This window comes from Streptomyces sp. NPDC097107 (assembly GCF_044762405.1).
GTDB lineage: Bacteria > Actinomycetota > Actinomycetes > Streptomycetales > Streptomycetaceae > Streptomyces > Streptomyces thinghirensis.
Window position 1 is genome coordinate 211,456 of record NZ_JBIWEF010000009.1, and the last position, 15,867, is coordinate 227,322.

The following is a 15,867-nucleotide window of genomic DNA, read 5'->3' on the forward strand; positions in this document are numbered from 1 at the left end:
CTCCGCGGCAGGCACGGTCGCCGCGGCCGCCGAGGGGGGAGTGCATGACCGGCAACCGCCGTCCCACGATCAAAACGGTCGCCGCCCACGCCGGGGTGGGCCGCACCACGGTCTCGCGTGTCGTCAACGGCTCGGAACTGGTCAGTGCCGACGCACGCGCCAGGGTCCTCGCAGCCATCAAGGAGCTGAACTACGTCCCCAACTCGGTCGCCCGCGGTCTGGTGACCAACCGCACCAACGCCGTGGCCCTGGTGATCCCGGAGTCGGAGAGCCGGCTCGGCTCGGAACCGTTCTTCGCCGCACTGATCCGGGGCGTCAGCGGCGCTCTCGCGGAGAGCCGGACCCAGTTGCAGCTGATGCTCGTCCGCGACCAGGCCGAGCGGGACCAGCTGACCGAGTCGGTGGCGACCCGCCGCGTGGACGGCGTCCTGCTGGTCTCCGTGCACTCCGAGGACCGGCTGCCGGGCATGCTGGAGGAGATGGGCCTGCCCACCGTGCTGGCCGGCCGCCGCGACGCGGGCGAGCGGCTGAGCTACGTCAACGCCGACAACGCCGGTGGGGCCACCGCGGCGGTCCGGCACCTGCTGGGCAGCGGCAGGCGGCGGATCGCCACGATCACCGGCCCCCTGGACATGGACGTCGGCCGCAGCCGACTCGCGGGCTGGCGCGCCGCGCACGGGGAAGCAGGGGTGCCCGCGAGGGAACTCCTGGTGGAGGCGGGTGACTTCACGGAGGAGGGCGGGGGCCGCGCCATGCGTTTGCTTCTTGAACGCGCCCCGGACCTCGACGCCGTCTTCGCCGCCTCCGATCTCATGGCGGTCGGCGCCCTGGCCGAGCTCCGCCGGCAGAAGCGACGGGTTCCTGGTGATGTCGCCGTGGTGGGCTTCGAGGATTCCGTCCTCGCCCGCCACACCAACCCGCCTTTGACGACGGTCCGTCAGCCGGTGGAGGAACTGGGCCGGACCATGGCCCGGATCCTCACCGACATCACGCAGCACGGCGCGTCCCGGCAGCAAATGACCCTGCCGACCGAGCTGGTGGTGCGCGAGTCGTCCTGACCCGCGGCCCGGAGACGAGGCGAGGGCAGGCCGGTCGCGAACCCGTTCCTCATCAGGTCGCGGGCCCGCGCCCGCTAGGTCCTGTCGTCAAACTCCCGCCGTCCGCGCGGAGGGCGGGCCTCGCGGCGTCAGGTGCGTGCCCTCGGCGCGCGGGGCCCTGATCCTCGTACTGGAGCCCGTGGTCGGCGTCCGAGGGGCCGCCCGGCGTTCCGGGAATCGTCATGGGGCCTACCCGTCCACGGCCGGCGGGCGTGGGGCCGGCCGGGCGGTGATGAGGTCAGCCGCTCGTTCGGCGGCGAGCAGTACGGTGACCATAGGGTTGATGGTCGGCATGGTGGGGAAGACGGACGCGTCCACGATTCGCAGCCCGTCGTGGCCACGCAGCCGCAGCTGAGGATCGAGCACCGCCATGGGATCGTCCTCGGCGCCCATCCGGCAGGTCCCGGCCGGATGATAGACGGTGTGTGCGGCGCGGCGTCCGTACTCGGACAGGTCGGCGTCCGAAAGAACGTCCGGACCCGGCGCCACCTCCCGCAGCAGCCAGTCGCTGAACGGGGCGGTGGACGCCACCTCGCGGGCGATCCGCAGGCCTTCGACGATGGTGCGCTCGTCGTGCCCGTCCGGGTCGGTGAAGTAGCGGAAGTCCAGGGCCGGTTTGACGTCCGGGTCGGCGCTGCGCAGCCACATGCGGCCGACGGACCGGGCGCGTGGCACGTTCGGGGTCATGCAGACGCCGTGCTCGGGGACGGGGTAGCCCAGCCGTTCGGTGTTGGTGGTGAACGGCACCTGGTAGAAGTGGAACATCAGGTCCGGGCGCGGACCTCCCGCCGGATCGCGGCGCAGGAAGAGCCCGGCGTCGGAGTCCATGGCCGAGTTGGGCGGCAGTGGTTCACGGGTCTCCCACACCATCACCGACTCGGGGTGGTCCAGCAGGTTCTCGCCCACCCCCGGCAGGTCGGCGCGGACCTCGATGCCCAGGTCCCGCAGTCGGTCGGCCGGGCCGATGCCGGAGAGCATGAGCAGCCGGGGCGTGTCGATCGCTCCGGCGCACAGCAGCACCTCGGCGTCGGCCTCCAGTGTCGAGAGGGAGCCGTCTGGGTTGCGGACCTGGACGCGGGTGAAACGGCCCTCGCTGTCGGGCGTCAGCCGGTATGCCCAGGTCTCCAGGCGCAGCGTCAGGTTCGGGCGGTCCAGTACGGGGTGCAGGTAGGCGACGGAGGCGGACGAGCGGGTGTTGGTCTGCGGGTCGTAGGCGACGGAGAAGAAGCCGGCACCGTCGGTGAAGGGGCGGGCGTTGAAGTCCTCGACGACCGGCACACCGAGCCGGGTGGTCGCCGCCGTGACGAAGTCCTCGGCGATCGCGTTCCGGTCGGCGGCGCCGACGGGCACGATCGTGTTCTGCAGCCGTGTCCGGTACGGCAGGATCGTCTCCGGCTCCCAGCCGGTGCAGCCGCGCTCCGCCCACTCGGCCAGGTCCTGCGGGAACGGAAGGAAGCTGATCAGCGTGTTGTGCGAGGAGCAGCCGCCGAGAACGCGGGCGCGGGAGTGCAGGATGTGCGAGTTGCCGCGGGGCTGTTCCTCGGTGGTGTAGCCGTAGTCGAACTCGGAGCCGAGCAGGTTGATCCAGTTCCGGAGCCGCAGGATCCGTTCGTCGCCGACATCGCTGGGTCCGCCCTCCACCACGCACACGCGGCAGGCCGGGTCCTCGCTCAGCCGGGCGGCCAGTACGCAGCCGGCCGTACCGCCGCCGATGATCACGTAGTCGTAGGTCGTCGTCTCGTCGTCCATGGCGTCGCCTTCTCTCTCGCCCTGCCCGCTCAGCCCTTGAACCAGCCGGAGGGAGCCGGCCTCAGGTTCTGGTAGATGTGCTTGGCCTCCTGGTATTCGCGCAGGCCGGTGGGCCCCAGTTCCCGGCCGAAGCCGGAACGGCCGAAGCCGCCCCACTCGGCCTGCGGCACGTAGGGGTGGAAGTCGTTGATCCAGATCGTGCCGTGCCGCAGCCTGCCGGCGACCCGCTGGGCTCGGCTCGCGTCGTTCGTCCACACGCCGCCGGCCAGGCCGTAGCGGGTGTCGTTGGCCAGTTCGACGGCCTCGTCCTCGGTGCGGAAGCGCTCCACGGTGACGACCGGACCGAAGACCTCCTCCTGCACGATGCGCATGGAGCGGTCGCAGTCGGCGTAGACGGTGGGCAGCAGGAAGAATCCGCGGGACAGCTCGGGGTCGTCGGGGCGGCGGCCGCCGCAGACCAGGCGGGCGCCCTCGTCGCGGGCGATCTCCAGGTACTTCTCGACCTTCGCCCGGTGTTCCGCGGAGCTGAGCGGCCCGCTCTCGGTCGCCGGTTCGAGCCCGCTGCCGAGCCGGATGGACTGCGCGCGGGTGGCCAGCCGCTCCACGAACCGGTCGTGCAGGCCGTCCTCCACGAGCAGCCGCGAGCCGGCCGAGCAGACCTGTCCCGAATGCAGGAACGAGGCCTCCAGGGCGTGGTCGACGGCCGCGTCGAAGTCGCAGTCGGCGAAGACCACGTTGGGGTTCTTGCCGCCGAGCTCCAGGGCGAGGTTCTTCACGCCCGGCGCGCACGCCTCCATGATCCGGCGCCCGGTGGCCAGGCCACCCGTGAAGGAGACCAGGTCCACCTCGGGGTGGGAGGACATCGCCGCGCCCACGGTGCCGCCGGGCCCCAGGACCAGGTTCGCGACGCCGGGCGGCGCTCCCGCCTCCGCGATCAGCCGGATCATGTGGATCGTGGACAGCGGTGTCGTCTCGCTGGGCTTGAGCACGAAGGTGTTGCCCGCCGCCAGGGCCGGGGCCACTTTCCAGGAGGCCTGGAGCAGCGGGTAGTTCCACGGCGCGATGAGGGCGCAGACGCCGAGGGGATGGTAGGTGACCCGGCTGAGCACGTCCGGGCCGACGTCGACCACCCGGCCGCCGTCCTTGTCGGCGATCTCGGCGAAGTAGCGGAACGCGTTCGAGACGTCCTCGACGTCGATGCGTGCCTCGGCGAGCGTCTTGCCGGTGTCGAGGGACTCGACATGGGCGATCTCCTCCTGGTCGCGCAGGAGGAACCGCGACACCCTGAGCAGCACGTCGGCCCGCTCCCGGGTGGGTGCCGACGGCCAGTCGCCCCGGTCGAAGGCCCGCCGGGCGGCCCGTACGGCCAGGTCGACGTCCGCCTCGTCGGCGTCGTCCACCTGCTGGATGACGGACGCGTCGAAGGGGTTGATCACGTCCCACCGCGCGCCGCCCACGGCACCCGTCCACTCGCCGTCGATGAACAGTTCCGGCATCGCAGGCTCCCTCACTCGTACCTGTCCGGTGCCGACGCAGCCCTACGGCGCGGCACACCTGGCACCAACATCGTCCGAGGGGCCCGCGCCGGTCATGTGGACGCACCGGCCGAGGGAGGGTTGGGCGGGGATGTGACCTGGTTGGGCTAGCTTGCGCGTGGATGCGGAGGCTCGTTGGACACCGGAGGCCGACGGGGGTGATCCGGAAGCAGGAGGTCGTGCCGCCGGAGGCGGGTCGGCCGAGCCGAGCTGTCAGGTGGGCGCCCTCGTGGTCGGCGCGGGCCGGCAGGTGGGCGGCGTGTCCCGGCCCGGCGTGCAGCACGGTGTCGATACCGAGCGCGGAGGCGACGGCGCGGGCCAGGGCTCCCCGCATCGCGCGGCCGGCCGGGGAGGACGACGCCGCCGGTGACGATCGCCTCCTGTCAGCCCGCGTCGGGCAGCGCCCCGGGGGAGCCGTCCTCGTCCGCCTGCCGCCGTGCCCGGCGGGCGTTCTCCTCACGCACCGCCGCCAGCCACCACCACGGCTTGATCTCGTCCAGGGTGAGGCCCGGGCAGGCGAGTTGGTGGGGGACGCGGCACGTGGTGCCGGGCGGAGGCTCGTTCGGACCGCTGTTCCAGGCCTGCCCGCCGGAGTCGATGTGCCAGCGGTGGCCGCCGGGGACGAGGTGAGCGGGCATGGCGGGCAGGGGCTCGAGCAGGACGTGCCGGCCGGTGTAGGTGGGACGGCGTTCGCCGACCAGGCCGCAGTGCGGACAGACCGGCCGGGCCGGCGGTTCGGGCCCGGTGGCGCCGTCTCGGGCGGCCTGCCCCCTGTCGGCGCTCTCCCAGGGCCGTACGGCGTCGACGGGCGGCTGCCGGTGGCTGTCGGGGCCGGGTACCGGGAAGCGGCTCGGTTCGTGTGTATCCCCCATGGACGCGAGCGTGCGGGGAAGGCGGGGAGCGGGACAAGGCGCAAGACGGGCGCAACGGCAGCATGCGGACGGATCGTACCGGCGCGGGCCCCCTCGCCTCCCCTCGCCGTATCGGCCCGGCATTTTCCCGCCCAGCGCGGCAGTTCCCGCCGGGACGGGCGTCGTCGGTGCGCCACGGAGCCGCCGATCGCAAGCCCGGCGGGTCAGCATGCGCACGGCGGCGCGCCGAAGGCCAACACCCACTGACCTCAGCGTGCAGGTGTGTTCGGGCGTTTCATGATCTTCGGCGGCCGGCGAGTGGCCTGGCAAACTGGCGTACGTGACAGCTCACGGGGCAGTGCGTGCACCCGTGTTCGCGCAGATCGTCCGGGCGCAGGACGCCACGGCGGCCCTCCGTCGGGATCTGCGGGACTGCTGGACCGCGGTCATCAACGCCGGGGGCGCGGTCATCCCCACGGGCTGTTCACTGCCGCCGGTGCCCTCGCCGGAGGTCGAGCCGGCGCTGGACGAGATCGTCCGGGGGCTCGCTCCGCAGCGCAGCCGGATCCTCCTCGCCACCGTCGACGGCGCAATCGCGGGCTGGGTACTCCTGCGCCGCGAGCCGCACCCTCTTGTCGCGCACTGCGGAACGGTGAACCACCTTCAGACGCACGTCCGTTTCCGCGGCATGGCCGTCGGCGCCGCGCTGATGCGCCGTCTCCCGGAGATCGCCCGCGACGAGATGGGCATGGAACGGCTGCGGCTCACCGCGCGGGCCGGTCTGGGGCTCGAGGACTTCTACCGCAGGGCCGGCTGGACCGAGGTCGGCCGATGGCCGGGTGCGCTGCGCGTGGCGCCCGGTGACGACCGTGACGAGATCCTGATGAGCCTCGCCCTGTGAACCGGCTGGGGCTCAGTCGCCCTTGACCGCCACCAGGACGGCACTGTCGCCGAACTGCCAGACCGGCGCGACGTGGCGGAAACCCGCCCGGCGCAGCAATTCGGTGTGGCGGTCCACCGCGAGATCCTCCCCGGCCCCGCTCCCCCCGTGGGCCGCGTGGCGCTGGGCGCGCTCGGCGAGCAGGTCGGCCAGCTCGGGGTCCCGGGCCGCCGCGGTCCACCACTCCTGCCAGTCCTCGTGGGCGTGGCCACCCGTCCGTTCGGCGCGGCGGCGGCCCACGTAGCCGGTGATGTCCGAGCACGGTGCCCCGCCGGGCGGGAAGTGGTCGCCGTTGACGAGTACACCGCCAAAGCGCAGCAGCGCGGCGAGACGGCGGTACGTGTCCAGCAGTACCGGCTCGGGGAGGTAGTGCAGGGCCGTCGTGGAGACGGCGGCGTCCAGGGGGCGCTCCAGCCCGAGGGCGTCGGTCCAGCCGTCGGCGCCGATCACGGTGTCGACGTAGCGGGCGGCGTTCGCATGGTGGGTCCGTCCCAGTTCCAGCAGCAGGGGGTCCATGTCGGCGGCGACGATCTCCGCGTCCGGCAGCCGGTCCACGAGTCTGGCGGCCAGGGAGCCCGGGCCGCAGCCGAGGTCGAGCAGGAGCGGCCGCGGACGGCCGGCCGTGACGTACTCGACGACATCCGTGATCACCGTGAAGCGCTCCTCGCGGTCCACGGCGTAGCGCTGCTGCTGTCGCTCCCAGCGCTCCACCCATGTCCTGGCCACCGCCATGCTGATGCCCATCTCGTCGCGCCACCTCTTCCGTTCCTCACCCGTAGTGGACGCGACCGAATCTACAGGTGGAAACGGTTATCACTTGCCGTATCGCTCGTCCTTCACGCCAATGACGCCAGTACGGTGAGCAGACGGTCGATTTCCTCCACCGTGTTGTAGACGTGCAGGCTCACCCGCACCGATCCGTCCTTCTCGCCCGCGCCGGCCTGGCAGAGGCTGTCGGCCCGCACCATGAAGCCGTGGCTGTAGAGGATGAACCCGAGGTCGTCGGACGGGATGTCCTGGTGCCGGAAGGTGACGATGCCGTGGCGGCGCTGGGCCGCGGGGAGCGCGGAGTCGGCGGCCAGACTGGTGGGGCAGCCGAGGATCTCGTACGGGTCGAGGTGCCTCAGCCGGTCGGTCAGCCGGGTCGTGAGGCCGGCCGTCCAGCTTGCGATCCGGTCGCGACCGGCCATGTCGAGCCAGTCGAGTGCCGCCCTCAGCGACACGATGCCCACCGTGTTGGGCGTGCCCTGCCAGCCGGCCGGCCGGAAGGCGGGCCCCCGTGCGTTGCGCGCCCACACCGCTCCCGAACCGGGCAGGGCCATCGCCTTGTGCCCCGAGAAGACCACGAAGTCGACGTCGAGCGCGGGATCGGCCAGGTCGACGGGCAGATGACCGACGCTCTGCGCCGCGTCCAGGCAGATCGGCACGTCCGGGCCGACCGCCGCGCGGATGCGGTCCACGTTCATGTCACCGCCGTAGACGTGGTGGATGTGCGTGGCGGCCACGAAGCGGGTCCGCGGGCCGACGAGGTCGCCGAGGGCGCGGTGGTCGTAGTCGCCCGAGACCGCCTGGTACGGCAGGGCGCGCAGGTGTACGCGGATGCCGCGGTCGGCCAGCAGCCGCTGCGCTTCGACCCAGGGGTCCAGGTTGGCCCGGTGGTCGGCGAACGGCACGAGTATCTCGTCGCCGTCGTTGAGGTGCGGCACGAGCCAGTCACGGGCGACGGTGCGCAGGCCCTCGGTGGTCCCGCTGGTGAAGTGCACGGTGGAGTGGTCCGGCTCCGGGTCGCCGAGGAACTCCTTGACCCGGTCCCGGGCCCCCTCCACCAGCTCCGTGGTCCGGTTGGCCCAGGGGTAGGTGCCGCGGCCCGCGTTGGCGTTCGACGTCGTGAGGTAGGTCTGGACGGCCTCCAGCACGGCCCGCGGCTTCTGTGACGTCGCCGCGCTGTCGAGGTAGGCCGACTCCGGATGGGCGGTGACGATGGGGAACTGCTCCCTCAGTTCCCGCTGCCAGAGCGCCGCGTTCATTCCCGCACCAGCGGTGCGCCCGCGTCCCGCCAGGCGACGATTCCGCCGGCCAGGCTTCGCACGTCGGGGTGTCCCATGCGGGTCAGCAGGGCGGCGTAGCGCAGTGACCTCTCGCCGACGGGACAGGCCAGCAGTACCGGCGTCCGCTTGGCGAAGGGGAGCCCGCCGCGGACGAGCTCCTCGAACAGTTCGTCGACGATGTTGACCGAGCCCTCGATGTGCAGGGCGGCGTAGGCGTGCGGGCTGCGCAGGTCGACGACGAGCGGGCGGGGATCGCCCTCCGCGAGCCGGCGGCGGGCCTCGCCCACGGTCGCGGACCGGCCGCCTGCCCGCACCTCTTCCTCGGTGAGCGTCGCGAGGGTGGGCCCGCGGCTCGCCCTGCCGAGCAACCCGGGGCGGCGTGCCCGGACGTAACTCAGGTAGCTCTCCGCCCGGTCACACACGATGAACACGGCGGTCTCCCGGCGGCCCGACCCCTCCAACGCGGCGTCGGCATCTCCCAGATGCCGCACCGCGCCCTGGTAGGCGGCGCCCCCGGTCGGTCCCGTCAGCAGTCCGCAGCGGCGGATGAGGGTGAGCATCCCGTCGATGGCCTCGCCCGAGGTGACGGACTCGATCGTGTCGTACGTCGCCGGATCGAACAGGCCCACCTGGTGGACCTCGTCGATGGTGCGGATGCCGGGGATGAAGTCCGACTTGTGGGCGACCAGGCCGAGTACCCGCACCTCCGGGTCGTGCTCGCGCAGCACCCTTGCGACACCGGTCGACGAACCGGCCGTGCCCACGCAGGCGACGAACCAGTCCGGCGCCCGCCCGTCCAGGTCCTTGACTATCTCCGGCCCGGTGCCCTCCGCGTGGGCCTCGACGTTGCGCGGGTTGAAGTACTGGTCGGTGTGCAGGTACGTGCTTCCCGGCTCCGAGAGGGTCCGGTGGAAGTGGGTCAGCGGATCGTCCGTGTCGGTCGGGTCGAGGCACTCGCTGCGCCCCGGCAGCTCCTCGATCTCGGCGCCGAGGAGCAGGAGCAGCTCCTTGACCTCCGGTACGCGCATCCGGTTGGTGACGCTCTTGAACCGCATCCCGTGCATGCCCGCCAGCAGGGCGAGCGCCTTGGCCGTGTTCCCGCTGGAGAGTTCCACCACCGTCCCCTCCCCCTCGGCCGCGTCCACCAGGTGGGGGCGCGCCATGTGCCAGGCGGGCCGGTCCTTGACGGAGCCGAACGGGTTGAGCATCTCCAGCTTCGCGTAGAGGTCGATGTTGCGCAGCCCGTGCACGGCGGGGTCGATGCGCACCAGCGGTGTGTTGCCGATGGCCTCCGTGATGCTGTCGTACCTCATGCGGGCGTTCCCCCCGGGTGTGTGATCGGCCAGTAGTCCTCGTCCAGGCACCAGCGCCAGAAGTCACCCTCCTTCTCCACCGCCACCGTCCGCGCGAGGGGCTGCCGCTGCGCCTGGTGGGCGTGGAAGTCCATCGCGTACCCGGCGGTGTTGACGAAGGCCAGCAGGTCACCGGCGCGCGGCAGCCTGGGGAGGAACACCAGGCGACGGGTGATCAGATCGGCCTCAAGGCAGAGGTTGCCGACGAGGTGGACGCCGACCGGCCCCTCGTCGTCCTTCTCCGGTTCGCCGCGCGGCAGCAGTACGGGGTCCACGAGGACTCCGTGCTCCTCCAGGCTCACGTCCCCGGCGTTCATCCCGAGGCGCACCAGGTAGGGCGCCGAGTCCTCCCCCGTGCGGCGCACGTCCAGCACGCGGGCCAGCGACAGCCCGCACTGGTCGACCAGGGAACGGCCGGGTTCGATGTGGAGATCGTGGAGGTGCTCCAGCAGAAGGGGGCCGGGCCCCCGGCCCAGCACCGGTGCGGGGAGCGAGAGGAGTTCGTCGAGGTAGCCGGGGCCGGCGTCGGGGCGGTGGCCGGGGTACAGCGCGACGGACCCGCGCACCGTGCCGCCCTCGTTGCGCAGCCCGTAACCGTGGCCGCGCCAGGTCAGGGGCGGGCGGCCACCGAGGACCGCCTCACTGAGCGCGGTCGTCCAGCGTTCCCACTCCTCGGCGTCGGCGACGTAGCCGACGCCGAATCCGCCGCCGATGTCGACCGCGCGAGGTGCCAGGCCCCGGGCCCGGCACCGGTCCATGAGCAGCACGCACTGCTCCAGGGCCCGGCCCTTCTCCTCCAGACCCGTGGTGTCCAAGTGATAGGCGAGACCCGTCAGTTCCACGGCGTCCGCGTGCCGTTCGACGGCCGCCAGAAGCTCCTCCGCCTCCCCGGCGGGGGTGCCGAAGCGACTGCGGCGCGACAGCATCCGGGTGCCCGCTCCCCCGTGCTCGGCGGCCGACTCGAATCCGGACAGGCGCGCCAGCACGTCGACCCGTGGGAGGCCGTACTTCCGTACCAGGCCGGCGAGTTGTTCCAGCTCGCGGATCGAGTCCAGGTTCACCGTCGCGCCCGCGCGGGCCGCCAGCCAGAGGAACTCCCTGTCCTTGGGACCGGTGGCCATGACACGGTCCCCGGTGAAGCCGCAGCTCAGGGCGTGCCGCAGTTCGTCCAGCGAGGCGACGTCGACGCCGACGGCGGCCGGTGCCTCGGCGGCCAGTCTCCGCACCAGGGCGCTGGACCGGTTCGCCTTGTGCGCGAAGTAGACGCGCCCGGCCAGATGGTGGCGACGGTAGACGGCCCGGAAGCGCTCGGCGTTCGCGGCGACCGACTCGGGGAGCAGCACGTTGAGTGGAGAGCCGAGCGCGTCGACGAGCGAGTGCAGGAATGGTGCGGCCCCCAGCAGTGAGGCGAGCGGTGGATCCACCCGCGGCCTCAGATATAAGGGCACATCCACGAAAGACCCCTCCCCGTGTCGGCCGACCGTCGTTGCGACGACCGTTCGGGAGTAGTCGTTTCCAGGTACCCACGCCGCTAAGCCTCGGGGCGCGGCCAGGGGCCCGGGCGGCCGCTTGCGCCGCTGCCGGCCGGCTCGGCGCCGGGAGCGCGACGTGCGCCTCCCGGCAGCTCGTACACGCCGGAGGCTGTCCTGCCCGTGGCCGTCCACCGACCGCCTGTCCAGCAGGACCTTCAGCGGCTCATGGACGTCGGAGGCCGTCCCGGCGTATCTGCTGAGGCCGATCAGGCTGTCGACGCCGGCCCGGTTCAGGTCGACCGTGGAGAGTCCGTCCGTGTACGACGCCGTTCCGGCCTCACGCGCCAGTTCCGGCAGGAACTCGGCCATGCCGTGCAGTCGGCGGGGAGCCGGCGGGCGAACGGCTCGGGGGCGGTACCCACCGAGGCGAGCAGGGCCGCGGAGCGCAGGAACCCGGTGAGGGCGCGTAGCCGGTGCCCAGCAGGGCCGGGTCGTGGACCTCCGCCGCGCCGGGGCCGGTTCCGAAGCCGTGGGCCGGAGCCATCACTTCCAGTTCACGCCGGTGGGCGGTGAAGGCACGCCCGGACGGCCGCCGCCGGCCGGTCACCGGGCTCGGCGGGGTCGCCCCCTCCTGACCGGTGACCTCATCGCCGGCCGCCGAGCTCCGTCACAAGGTCCGGACGGCCGTACACGGCTTCGCGGCGGAGGAGATCCACGCCGAACTCGGCTCCCTCGCCGAACGACGCGGCGACGCCCCCGGCGCCCTCGCACTGCACCGGCACGGTCCGCTCCCCGAGGCCGAGCGTGGCGACGTCGAGCGCATCACGGCCAGGGTTCTCGCGGCGTCGGGGGGCGCGGACCCTCGCTGCCGAGTACTCGACGGGTGCCGACGACGATCCCGACCTGGGGGACCACGTCGGGCCGACGGCTGGAGAAGGCTGAGGGAACCGGCGGGGCACACCCTACGGGGCGCAGGCCTCGGCGATGGAGAGGCTGTTCTCGTAGAGGTGGTGGCGGGTGATCCGGCCGTCCTCGACGGTGAGGTGGAGGGCGAACGGGCCCTCGAAGGACTTGCCCGTCGCTCGTACGGTCCCCGACAGGTGCCCCATCAGGACGGCGTCGGTGCCGTCGACGAGAAAGGTGTCGAGTGAGGCACGCGCGTCCTCGGGCACGGTGTGCTCCATCAACTCCGTGAACTGGGCGGCGCATTCGGCGGCCGTGGACCGCGGCCGGATCCACGGAACGGCGGGGTTGTCGGCGAGCAGCCAGTCGACTTCGCCGGCGAAGAGGTCGACGAGCCGCCCGGTGTCCCCGGCCATGCGGGCGGCAAGGAAGTCCTGCACCACGGCCCGGGTGGCCTCGGCCACCGAACTCGCGGCGCCGGCGGAACTCGACGTGGTGACGGTGGGCTTGACGGACATGCTGCTCTCCTCGCTGCTGCGGCTGGTCCTGCCGGGGTCCGCGGGGGTGCGGGGGTTCCGGTCGACGCACTTGATCCTGTCCGGGGAGGGGAGACCGGTCGATTACCCCGAAGGTAAGTACCGGTGAGGATCGGGGGGGGCCAGGGTGCCGGTGCCGGCCCGATCGAGTCCCGAGTAGCCCGACTGGGGCAGTCGGCTGACGGCGAGCGTTGCTCCGCGGGCTGTCATTCGTTAAGGCGGACATGATCAAGAAGCTTGCCTGTGTCTCCGTCATGGCCACTGCTCTCCTGGCGTCCGCACCTGCCGCTGAGGCATCCCCCGTGCCCGGCCCGTCCGCCGGGGTCCCCGGCGGGCCTCTCCTGGACAGTCTCCTCGGGTCGCTCGAGGTGGGCCACCCGGCCACGTCCCCGCAGTCGCTGCTGCCCGAGGGCATCCTCGGCGGGTGACGGGTGCCGTCGCAGTTGATCACCTCGCCCGCTGATCAACGCCCCTTTCGCGTCGTCCCGTTCGTGCGGAGGGACGGACGCGAATGCGCGTAATCGTCCCTTCGGCCTCGGATCAGCCGGTTAGCCGTTACGGTCCACCGGCTGATTCCGGTGCCGCCAGGCCGCGGCAGGTTTCCCGTAACCACCGTCCGACAGCCTCCAGGGAGTCATTCGAACGCGGGAGGCTGCAGTGAAGCATGCGAACAACAGGCGCGTCGGTGTCGTGGTGGCCGTGCTGAGCGGTCTGGCCCTGGCCGCGGCGGCATCGACGACCGCGCACGCAGACGACCGGCCCGACGCCATCGCGCACCGCGGATCATCCGGCATGGCACCGGAGAACACCGCCGCCGCCATCGACCTCGCCATCGACCAACGCGCCGACTTCGTCGAAATCGACGTCCAACGCACCAAGGACGGCAAACTCGTCAACTTCCACGACTGCACCATGGAACGCACCACCGACATCGAAGAGGTCTACCCCGACCGCCCCCGCTACCGCGTCTCCGACTTCACCTGGACAGAACTCCGCCGACTCGACGCCGGCTCCTGGTTCCACCACGACTACACCGGCGAACCCCTCATCACCATCGACCACGTCATCTCCCGCATCAACAACACCCGCACCGGACTCCTCGCCGAAATCAGCCCCTGCGGCCACTACACCGGCATCGCCACCGACCTCGCCAACCACCTGCAGAACAAGCCACGCTACGTCCGCCGCGCACTCGCCCGCCAACAACTCGCCGTCCAGTCCTTCCAGACCGACGACGCCCACGAATTCCACACCCACCTGCCCGACATCCCCATCGGACTCCTCGACGCCGACCGCCCCACCGACACCGAACTCCTCGAACTCAGCACCTGGGCCGACCAGGTCAACCCCCAACACACCGTCACCGACCAGAACCTCGTCGACCGCATCCACCAACTCGGCATGGACATCAACGTCTGGACCGTCAACGAACCCGGCACCATACGCAAAATGACCACCCTCGGCGTCGACGGCATCATCACCGACTACCCCCAATCCCTCACCCAGCGCTGACCAGGGCGTCCGGAAGTCACCGCGTTGACACACACCGCCATCGGGCGTTGACTACCAGTACGGCGCAGAGCGAGGCCGCTCCGGGGAACCGGTGATCCAAGCAACCCAGGAAAGCGGCACTCGATGATGTACGACCAGACGCGCGCACAGCAGCCGTCGGATCAGCCCCCGCGCCACCCCGAACACCGGTCCGCGGCGCCGGGCGCGCTCTTGCCGTCGGACGAGCGGGACGCGGTCCTCCGGCGCCTCCGCCAGGCCATGAACACCTTCGCCGACACTCCGCTTCAGGCGCTGGAAGAAGCGGAGGGCGCCTTCGACGACGCCGCCGCCCACCTCGCGAACGCCCTCGCGGAACGACGCCGTGCCCTTCATGAGAGCTGGCAGGACCGCGACCCCGAGACGCAGGCCGAAGAACTCCGGATCGCGCTGCGGCAGTACCGGGAGATCACCCAACGGCTGCTGCGCGCCTAGGGGTGTCGTTTGGATCTTGCCGGGGTCGCGGGTTCTGGCACGCGCGGAGTTGCCGGTCGTCCGTCGGCCCCGACGACCTCGCCGAGCAGTACTGGGACGTGTACACCGAACGCGACCGGATCGAGCAGTTCCACCCGCGCCCCGGAACGTGTGGCCCGCGGCATCAGCGAGCGGACCTGAGCAGGAGGCCGGCGATGTGGCGTCCGGCCAGATGGACGGCAGGGCCGGGCCCGCTCGGTCAGGACGAGCGCGGTCCCGGTCTCCGGGCCTCGCGGGTCCGTCCGGGGCGCCGCCTCGGTGGGCAGGCCGGGAACATCCGCGTCGGCCCCTTCGGACACCGGGACTAGGCGCTCCTCGGTTTGCGGGCCGGCGGTTTGCGGGCCGGCGCCTTCTTCGCGGTCGTCGCCTTCCACGCGGTCTTCTTCGCCGCTGTCTTCTTCGCCGCTGTCTTCCTGGCGGGCGCCTTCCCCGCCGCGGGCTTCTTCTTCGGTCCGGGCAGCTCGTGCACCTCGGCGTGCCCGTCCTCGCCCCGCGACTCCTTCGCCTGGGACACGGACTCCTGCAGCGCGGCCATCAGGTCCAGCACCTGCCCCGGCCGCTCCTCCTGCTCGGGCGCCGCCGGCGGCGCCCTGTGCTCGCGCTTCGCCTCGATCAGGTCCGCGACGGCGTCCGTGTAGGTGTCCCGGAACTCGTCGCCCTCCAGGTCGTCGCGGGTCATCGTGTCCATCAGCGCGAGCGCTCCCTCGATCTCCTCCTCGGCCACCTCGACCGGAGGCGGGGTGAGCGAGGAGGGGTCGCGGATCTCGTCGGGCCAGCGCATGGCGTGCAGCACGATCGCCTCGTCCCGCACCCGGAGCAGGCCCAGCCGCTCCCGGCCCGACCACGCGTACTTCGCCACCGCCACCTTCGACGACCGTGCCAGGGCCTGACGCAGCAGCTCGTACGGCTTCGCCGCGACCTGTCCGTCCGGCTGCAGGTAGTAGCCGTCACCGATCCTGATCGGGTCCACGGACCCCAGCGGTACGAACGCCACGATCTCGATGGCCTTCGCGGTCGGCAGCGGCAGCTCCCGCAGGTCCTCGTCGGTGACCGGAACGATCTGCGTCCTGGTCAGCTCGTACCCCTTGCCGATCTCGTCGGGGCGGACCTCCCGGTCCTCGAGCTCGCAGACCTTCCGGGTCCGGATCCTCCCCTGGTCCGCCAGGTGGTACCGGTGGAAGCGGATGCTGTGGTCCTCGGTCGCGCCGACCACATGGATCGGCACGGTGACCAAGCCGAACGAGATGGCACCGCTCCAGATCGACCGGGGCATGGACAGGCCTCTCCACGAAACGTCCCCGAGCAGCACCAGACTAGGAGGGACCCGGCGGGCCCGCACCTGCGCCACCGGCGCCGGCCGCG

The 15,867-nt window shown here is 71.9% G+C and carries 14 protein-coding genes and 1 pseudogene; 5 read left to right on the plus strand and 10 right to left on the minus strand.

What is annotated here, in order from left to right; translation table 11 throughout:
- The first annotated feature begins 44 nt into the window (after positions 1-44).
- Positions 45-1,058, plus strand: coding sequence for a LacI family DNA-binding transcriptional regulator (locus tag ACIQ1J_RS22755; RefSeq protein ID WP_210961314.1), 1,014 nt, complete (start codon positions 45-47; stop codon positions 1,056-1,058).
- A 228-nt stretch (positions 1,059-1,286) separates the two neighbouring features.
- Here ACIQ1J_RS22755 and ACIQ1J_RS22760 read toward each other — a convergent pair whose 3' ends face one another.
- The 3 genes from ACIQ1J_RS22760 to ACIQ1J_RS22770 form a co-directional block, all read right to left on the minus strand.
- Positions 1,287-2,846, minus strand: a complete 1,560-nt coding sequence (locus ACIQ1J_RS22760) for a GMC family oxidoreductase (RefSeq protein WP_403559286.1) — start codon at positions 2,844-2,846, stop codon at positions 1,287-1,289.
- 29 nt (positions 2,847-2,875) lie between these two features.
- A complete protein-coding gene (locus ACIQ1J_RS22765; protein ID WP_210961312.1) occupies positions 2,876-4,342 on the minus strand; it encodes an aldehyde dehydrogenase family protein in 1,467 nt (488 codons plus the stop codon).
- A gap of 422 nt (positions 4,343-4,764) precedes the next feature.
- Positions 4,765-5,253: a DUF6083 domain-containing protein gene (locus tag ACIQ1J_RS22770; RefSeq protein WP_403559289.1), complete on the minus strand. Its 489-nt coding sequence runs from the start codon at positions 5,251-5,253 to the stop codon at positions 4,765-4,767.
- 349 nt (positions 5,254-5,602) lie between these two features.
- On the opposite strand from ACIQ1J_RS22770, the gene ACIQ1J_RS22775 reads away from it, so the two are divergent.
- A complete protein-coding gene (locus tag ACIQ1J_RS22775) occupies positions 5,603-6,133 on the plus strand; it encodes a GNAT family N-acetyltransferase (RefSeq protein ID WP_403559292.1) in 531 nt (176 codons plus the stop codon).
- Between the two features lie 12 nt (positions 6,134-6,145).
- Here the strand turns inward: ACIQ1J_RS22775 and ACIQ1J_RS22780 are convergent, their stop codons facing one another.
- The 6 genes and pseudogenes from ACIQ1J_RS22780 to ACIQ1J_RS22805 all read right to left on the minus strand — a co-directional run bounded on the left by ACIQ1J_RS22780 (position 6,146) and on the right by ACIQ1J_RS22805 (position 12,465).
- A complete protein-coding gene (locus tag ACIQ1J_RS22780; protein ID WP_403559294.1) occupies positions 6,146-6,916 on the minus strand; it encodes a class I SAM-dependent methyltransferase in 771 nt (256 codons plus the stop codon).
- A gap of 92 nt (positions 6,917-7,008) precedes the next feature.
- Positions 7,009-8,199, minus strand: a complete 1,191-nt coding sequence (locus ACIQ1J_RS22785) for an aminotransferase class V-fold PLP-dependent enzyme (RefSeq protein ID WP_403559298.1) — start codon at positions 8,197-8,199, stop codon at positions 7,009-7,011.
- On the minus strand, positions 8,196-9,533 hold the full coding sequence (locus ACIQ1J_RS22790) for a pyridoxal-phosphate dependent enzyme (protein ID WP_403559300.1): 1,338 nt from the start codon (positions 9,531-9,533) through the stop codon (positions 8,196-8,198). The genes ACIQ1J_RS22785 and ACIQ1J_RS22790 overlap by 4 nt, the downstream gene beginning before the upstream one ends.
- The gene (locus ACIQ1J_RS22795; protein WP_403559692.1) at positions 9,530-10,996 is read right to left on the minus strand and encodes a Y4yA family PLP-dependent enzyme; all 1,467 of its coding nucleotides are present in this window, start codon (positions 10,994-10,996) and stop codon (positions 9,530-9,532) included. Before ACIQ1J_RS22795 ends, ACIQ1J_RS22790 begins: the two co-directional genes overlap by 4 nt.
- 264 nt (positions 10,997-11,260) lie before the next feature.
- Positions 11,261-11,413: pseudogene (locus tag ACIQ1J_RS22800) on the minus strand (NAD(P)-dependent oxidoreductase); the annotation flags it as partial.
- A gap of 593 nt (positions 11,414-12,006) precedes the next feature.
- A complete protein-coding gene (locus tag ACIQ1J_RS22805; RefSeq protein WP_403559303.1) occupies positions 12,007-12,465 on the minus strand; it encodes a nuclear transport factor 2 family protein in 459 nt (152 codons plus the stop codon).
- A 242-nt stretch (positions 12,466-12,707) separates the two neighbouring features.
- Here ACIQ1J_RS22805 and ACIQ1J_RS22810 point away from each other — a divergent pair, with 242 nt between their 5' ends.
- The 3 genes from ACIQ1J_RS22810 to ACIQ1J_RS22820 all read left to right on the plus strand — a co-directional run bounded on the left by ACIQ1J_RS22810 (position 12,708) and on the right by ACIQ1J_RS22820 (position 14,466).
- On the plus strand, positions 12,708-12,911 hold the full coding sequence (locus ACIQ1J_RS22810; protein ID WP_210961304.1) for a hypothetical protein: 204 nt from the start codon (positions 12,708-12,710) through the stop codon (positions 12,909-12,911).
- A gap of 229 nt (positions 12,912-13,140) precedes the next feature.
- Positions 13,141-13,995: a glycerophosphodiester phosphodiesterase gene (locus ACIQ1J_RS22815; RefSeq protein WP_403559306.1), complete on the plus strand. Its 855-nt coding sequence runs from the start codon at positions 13,141-13,143 to the stop codon at positions 13,993-13,995.
- Between the two features lie 126 nt (positions 13,996-14,121).
- Positions 14,122-14,466, plus strand: coding sequence for a hypothetical protein (locus ACIQ1J_RS22820; protein WP_403559695.1), 345 nt, complete (start codon positions 14,122-14,124; stop codon positions 14,464-14,466).
- A gap of 343 nt (positions 14,467-14,809) precedes the next feature.
- Here ACIQ1J_RS22820 and ACIQ1J_RS22825 read toward each other — a convergent pair whose 3' ends face one another.
- Positions 14,810-15,778 (minus strand): Ku protein, encoded by a 969-nt coding sequence (locus ACIQ1J_RS22825; RefSeq protein WP_403559309.1) that lies wholly within the window; start codon positions 15,776-15,778, stop codon positions 14,810-14,812.
- Positions 15,779-15,867 lie beyond the last annotated feature (89 nt).

Coding starts and splice junctions, on each gene's coding strand:
- ACIQ1J_RS22755 (WP_210961314.1), top strand. CDS start 45: ATGACCGGCAACCGCCGTCCCACGATCAAAACGGTCGCCGCCCACGCC.
- ACIQ1J_RS22760 (WP_403559286.1), bottom strand. CDS start 2,846: ATGGACGACGAGACGACGACCTACGACTACGTGATCATCGGCGGCGGT.
- ACIQ1J_RS22765 (WP_210961312.1), bottom strand. CDS start 4,342: ATGCCGGAACTGTTCATCGACGGCGAGTGGACGGGTGCCGTGGGCGGC.
- ACIQ1J_RS22770 (WP_403559289.1), bottom strand. CDS start 5,253: ATGGGGGATACACACGAACCGAGCCGCTTCCCGGTACCCGGCCCCGAC.
- ACIQ1J_RS22780 (WP_403559294.1), bottom strand. CDS start 6,916: ATGGGCATCAGCATGGCGGTGGCCAGGACATGGGTGGAGCGCTGGGAG.
- ACIQ1J_RS22785 (WP_403559298.1), bottom strand. CDS start 8,199: ATGAACGCGGCGCTCTGGCAGCGGGAACTGAGGGAGCAGTTCCCCATC.
- ACIQ1J_RS22790 (WP_403559300.1), bottom strand. CDS start 9,533: ATGAGGTACGACAGCATCACGGAGGCCATCGGCAACACACCGCTGGTG.
- ACIQ1J_RS22805 (WP_403559303.1), bottom strand. CDS start 12,465: ATGTCCGTCAAGCCCACCGTCACCACGTCGAGTTCCGCCGGCGCCGCG.
- ACIQ1J_RS22810 (WP_210961304.1), top strand. CDS start 12,708: ATGATCAAGAAGCTTGCCTGTGTCTCCGTCATGGCCACTGCTCTCCTG.
- ACIQ1J_RS22820 (WP_403559695.1), top strand. CDS start 14,122: ATGTACGACCAGACGCGCGCACAGCAGCCGTCGGATCAGCCCCCGCGC.
- ACIQ1J_RS22825 (WP_403559309.1), bottom strand. CDS start 15,778: ATGCCCCGGTCGATCTGGAGCGGTGCCATCTCGTTCGGCTTGGTCACC.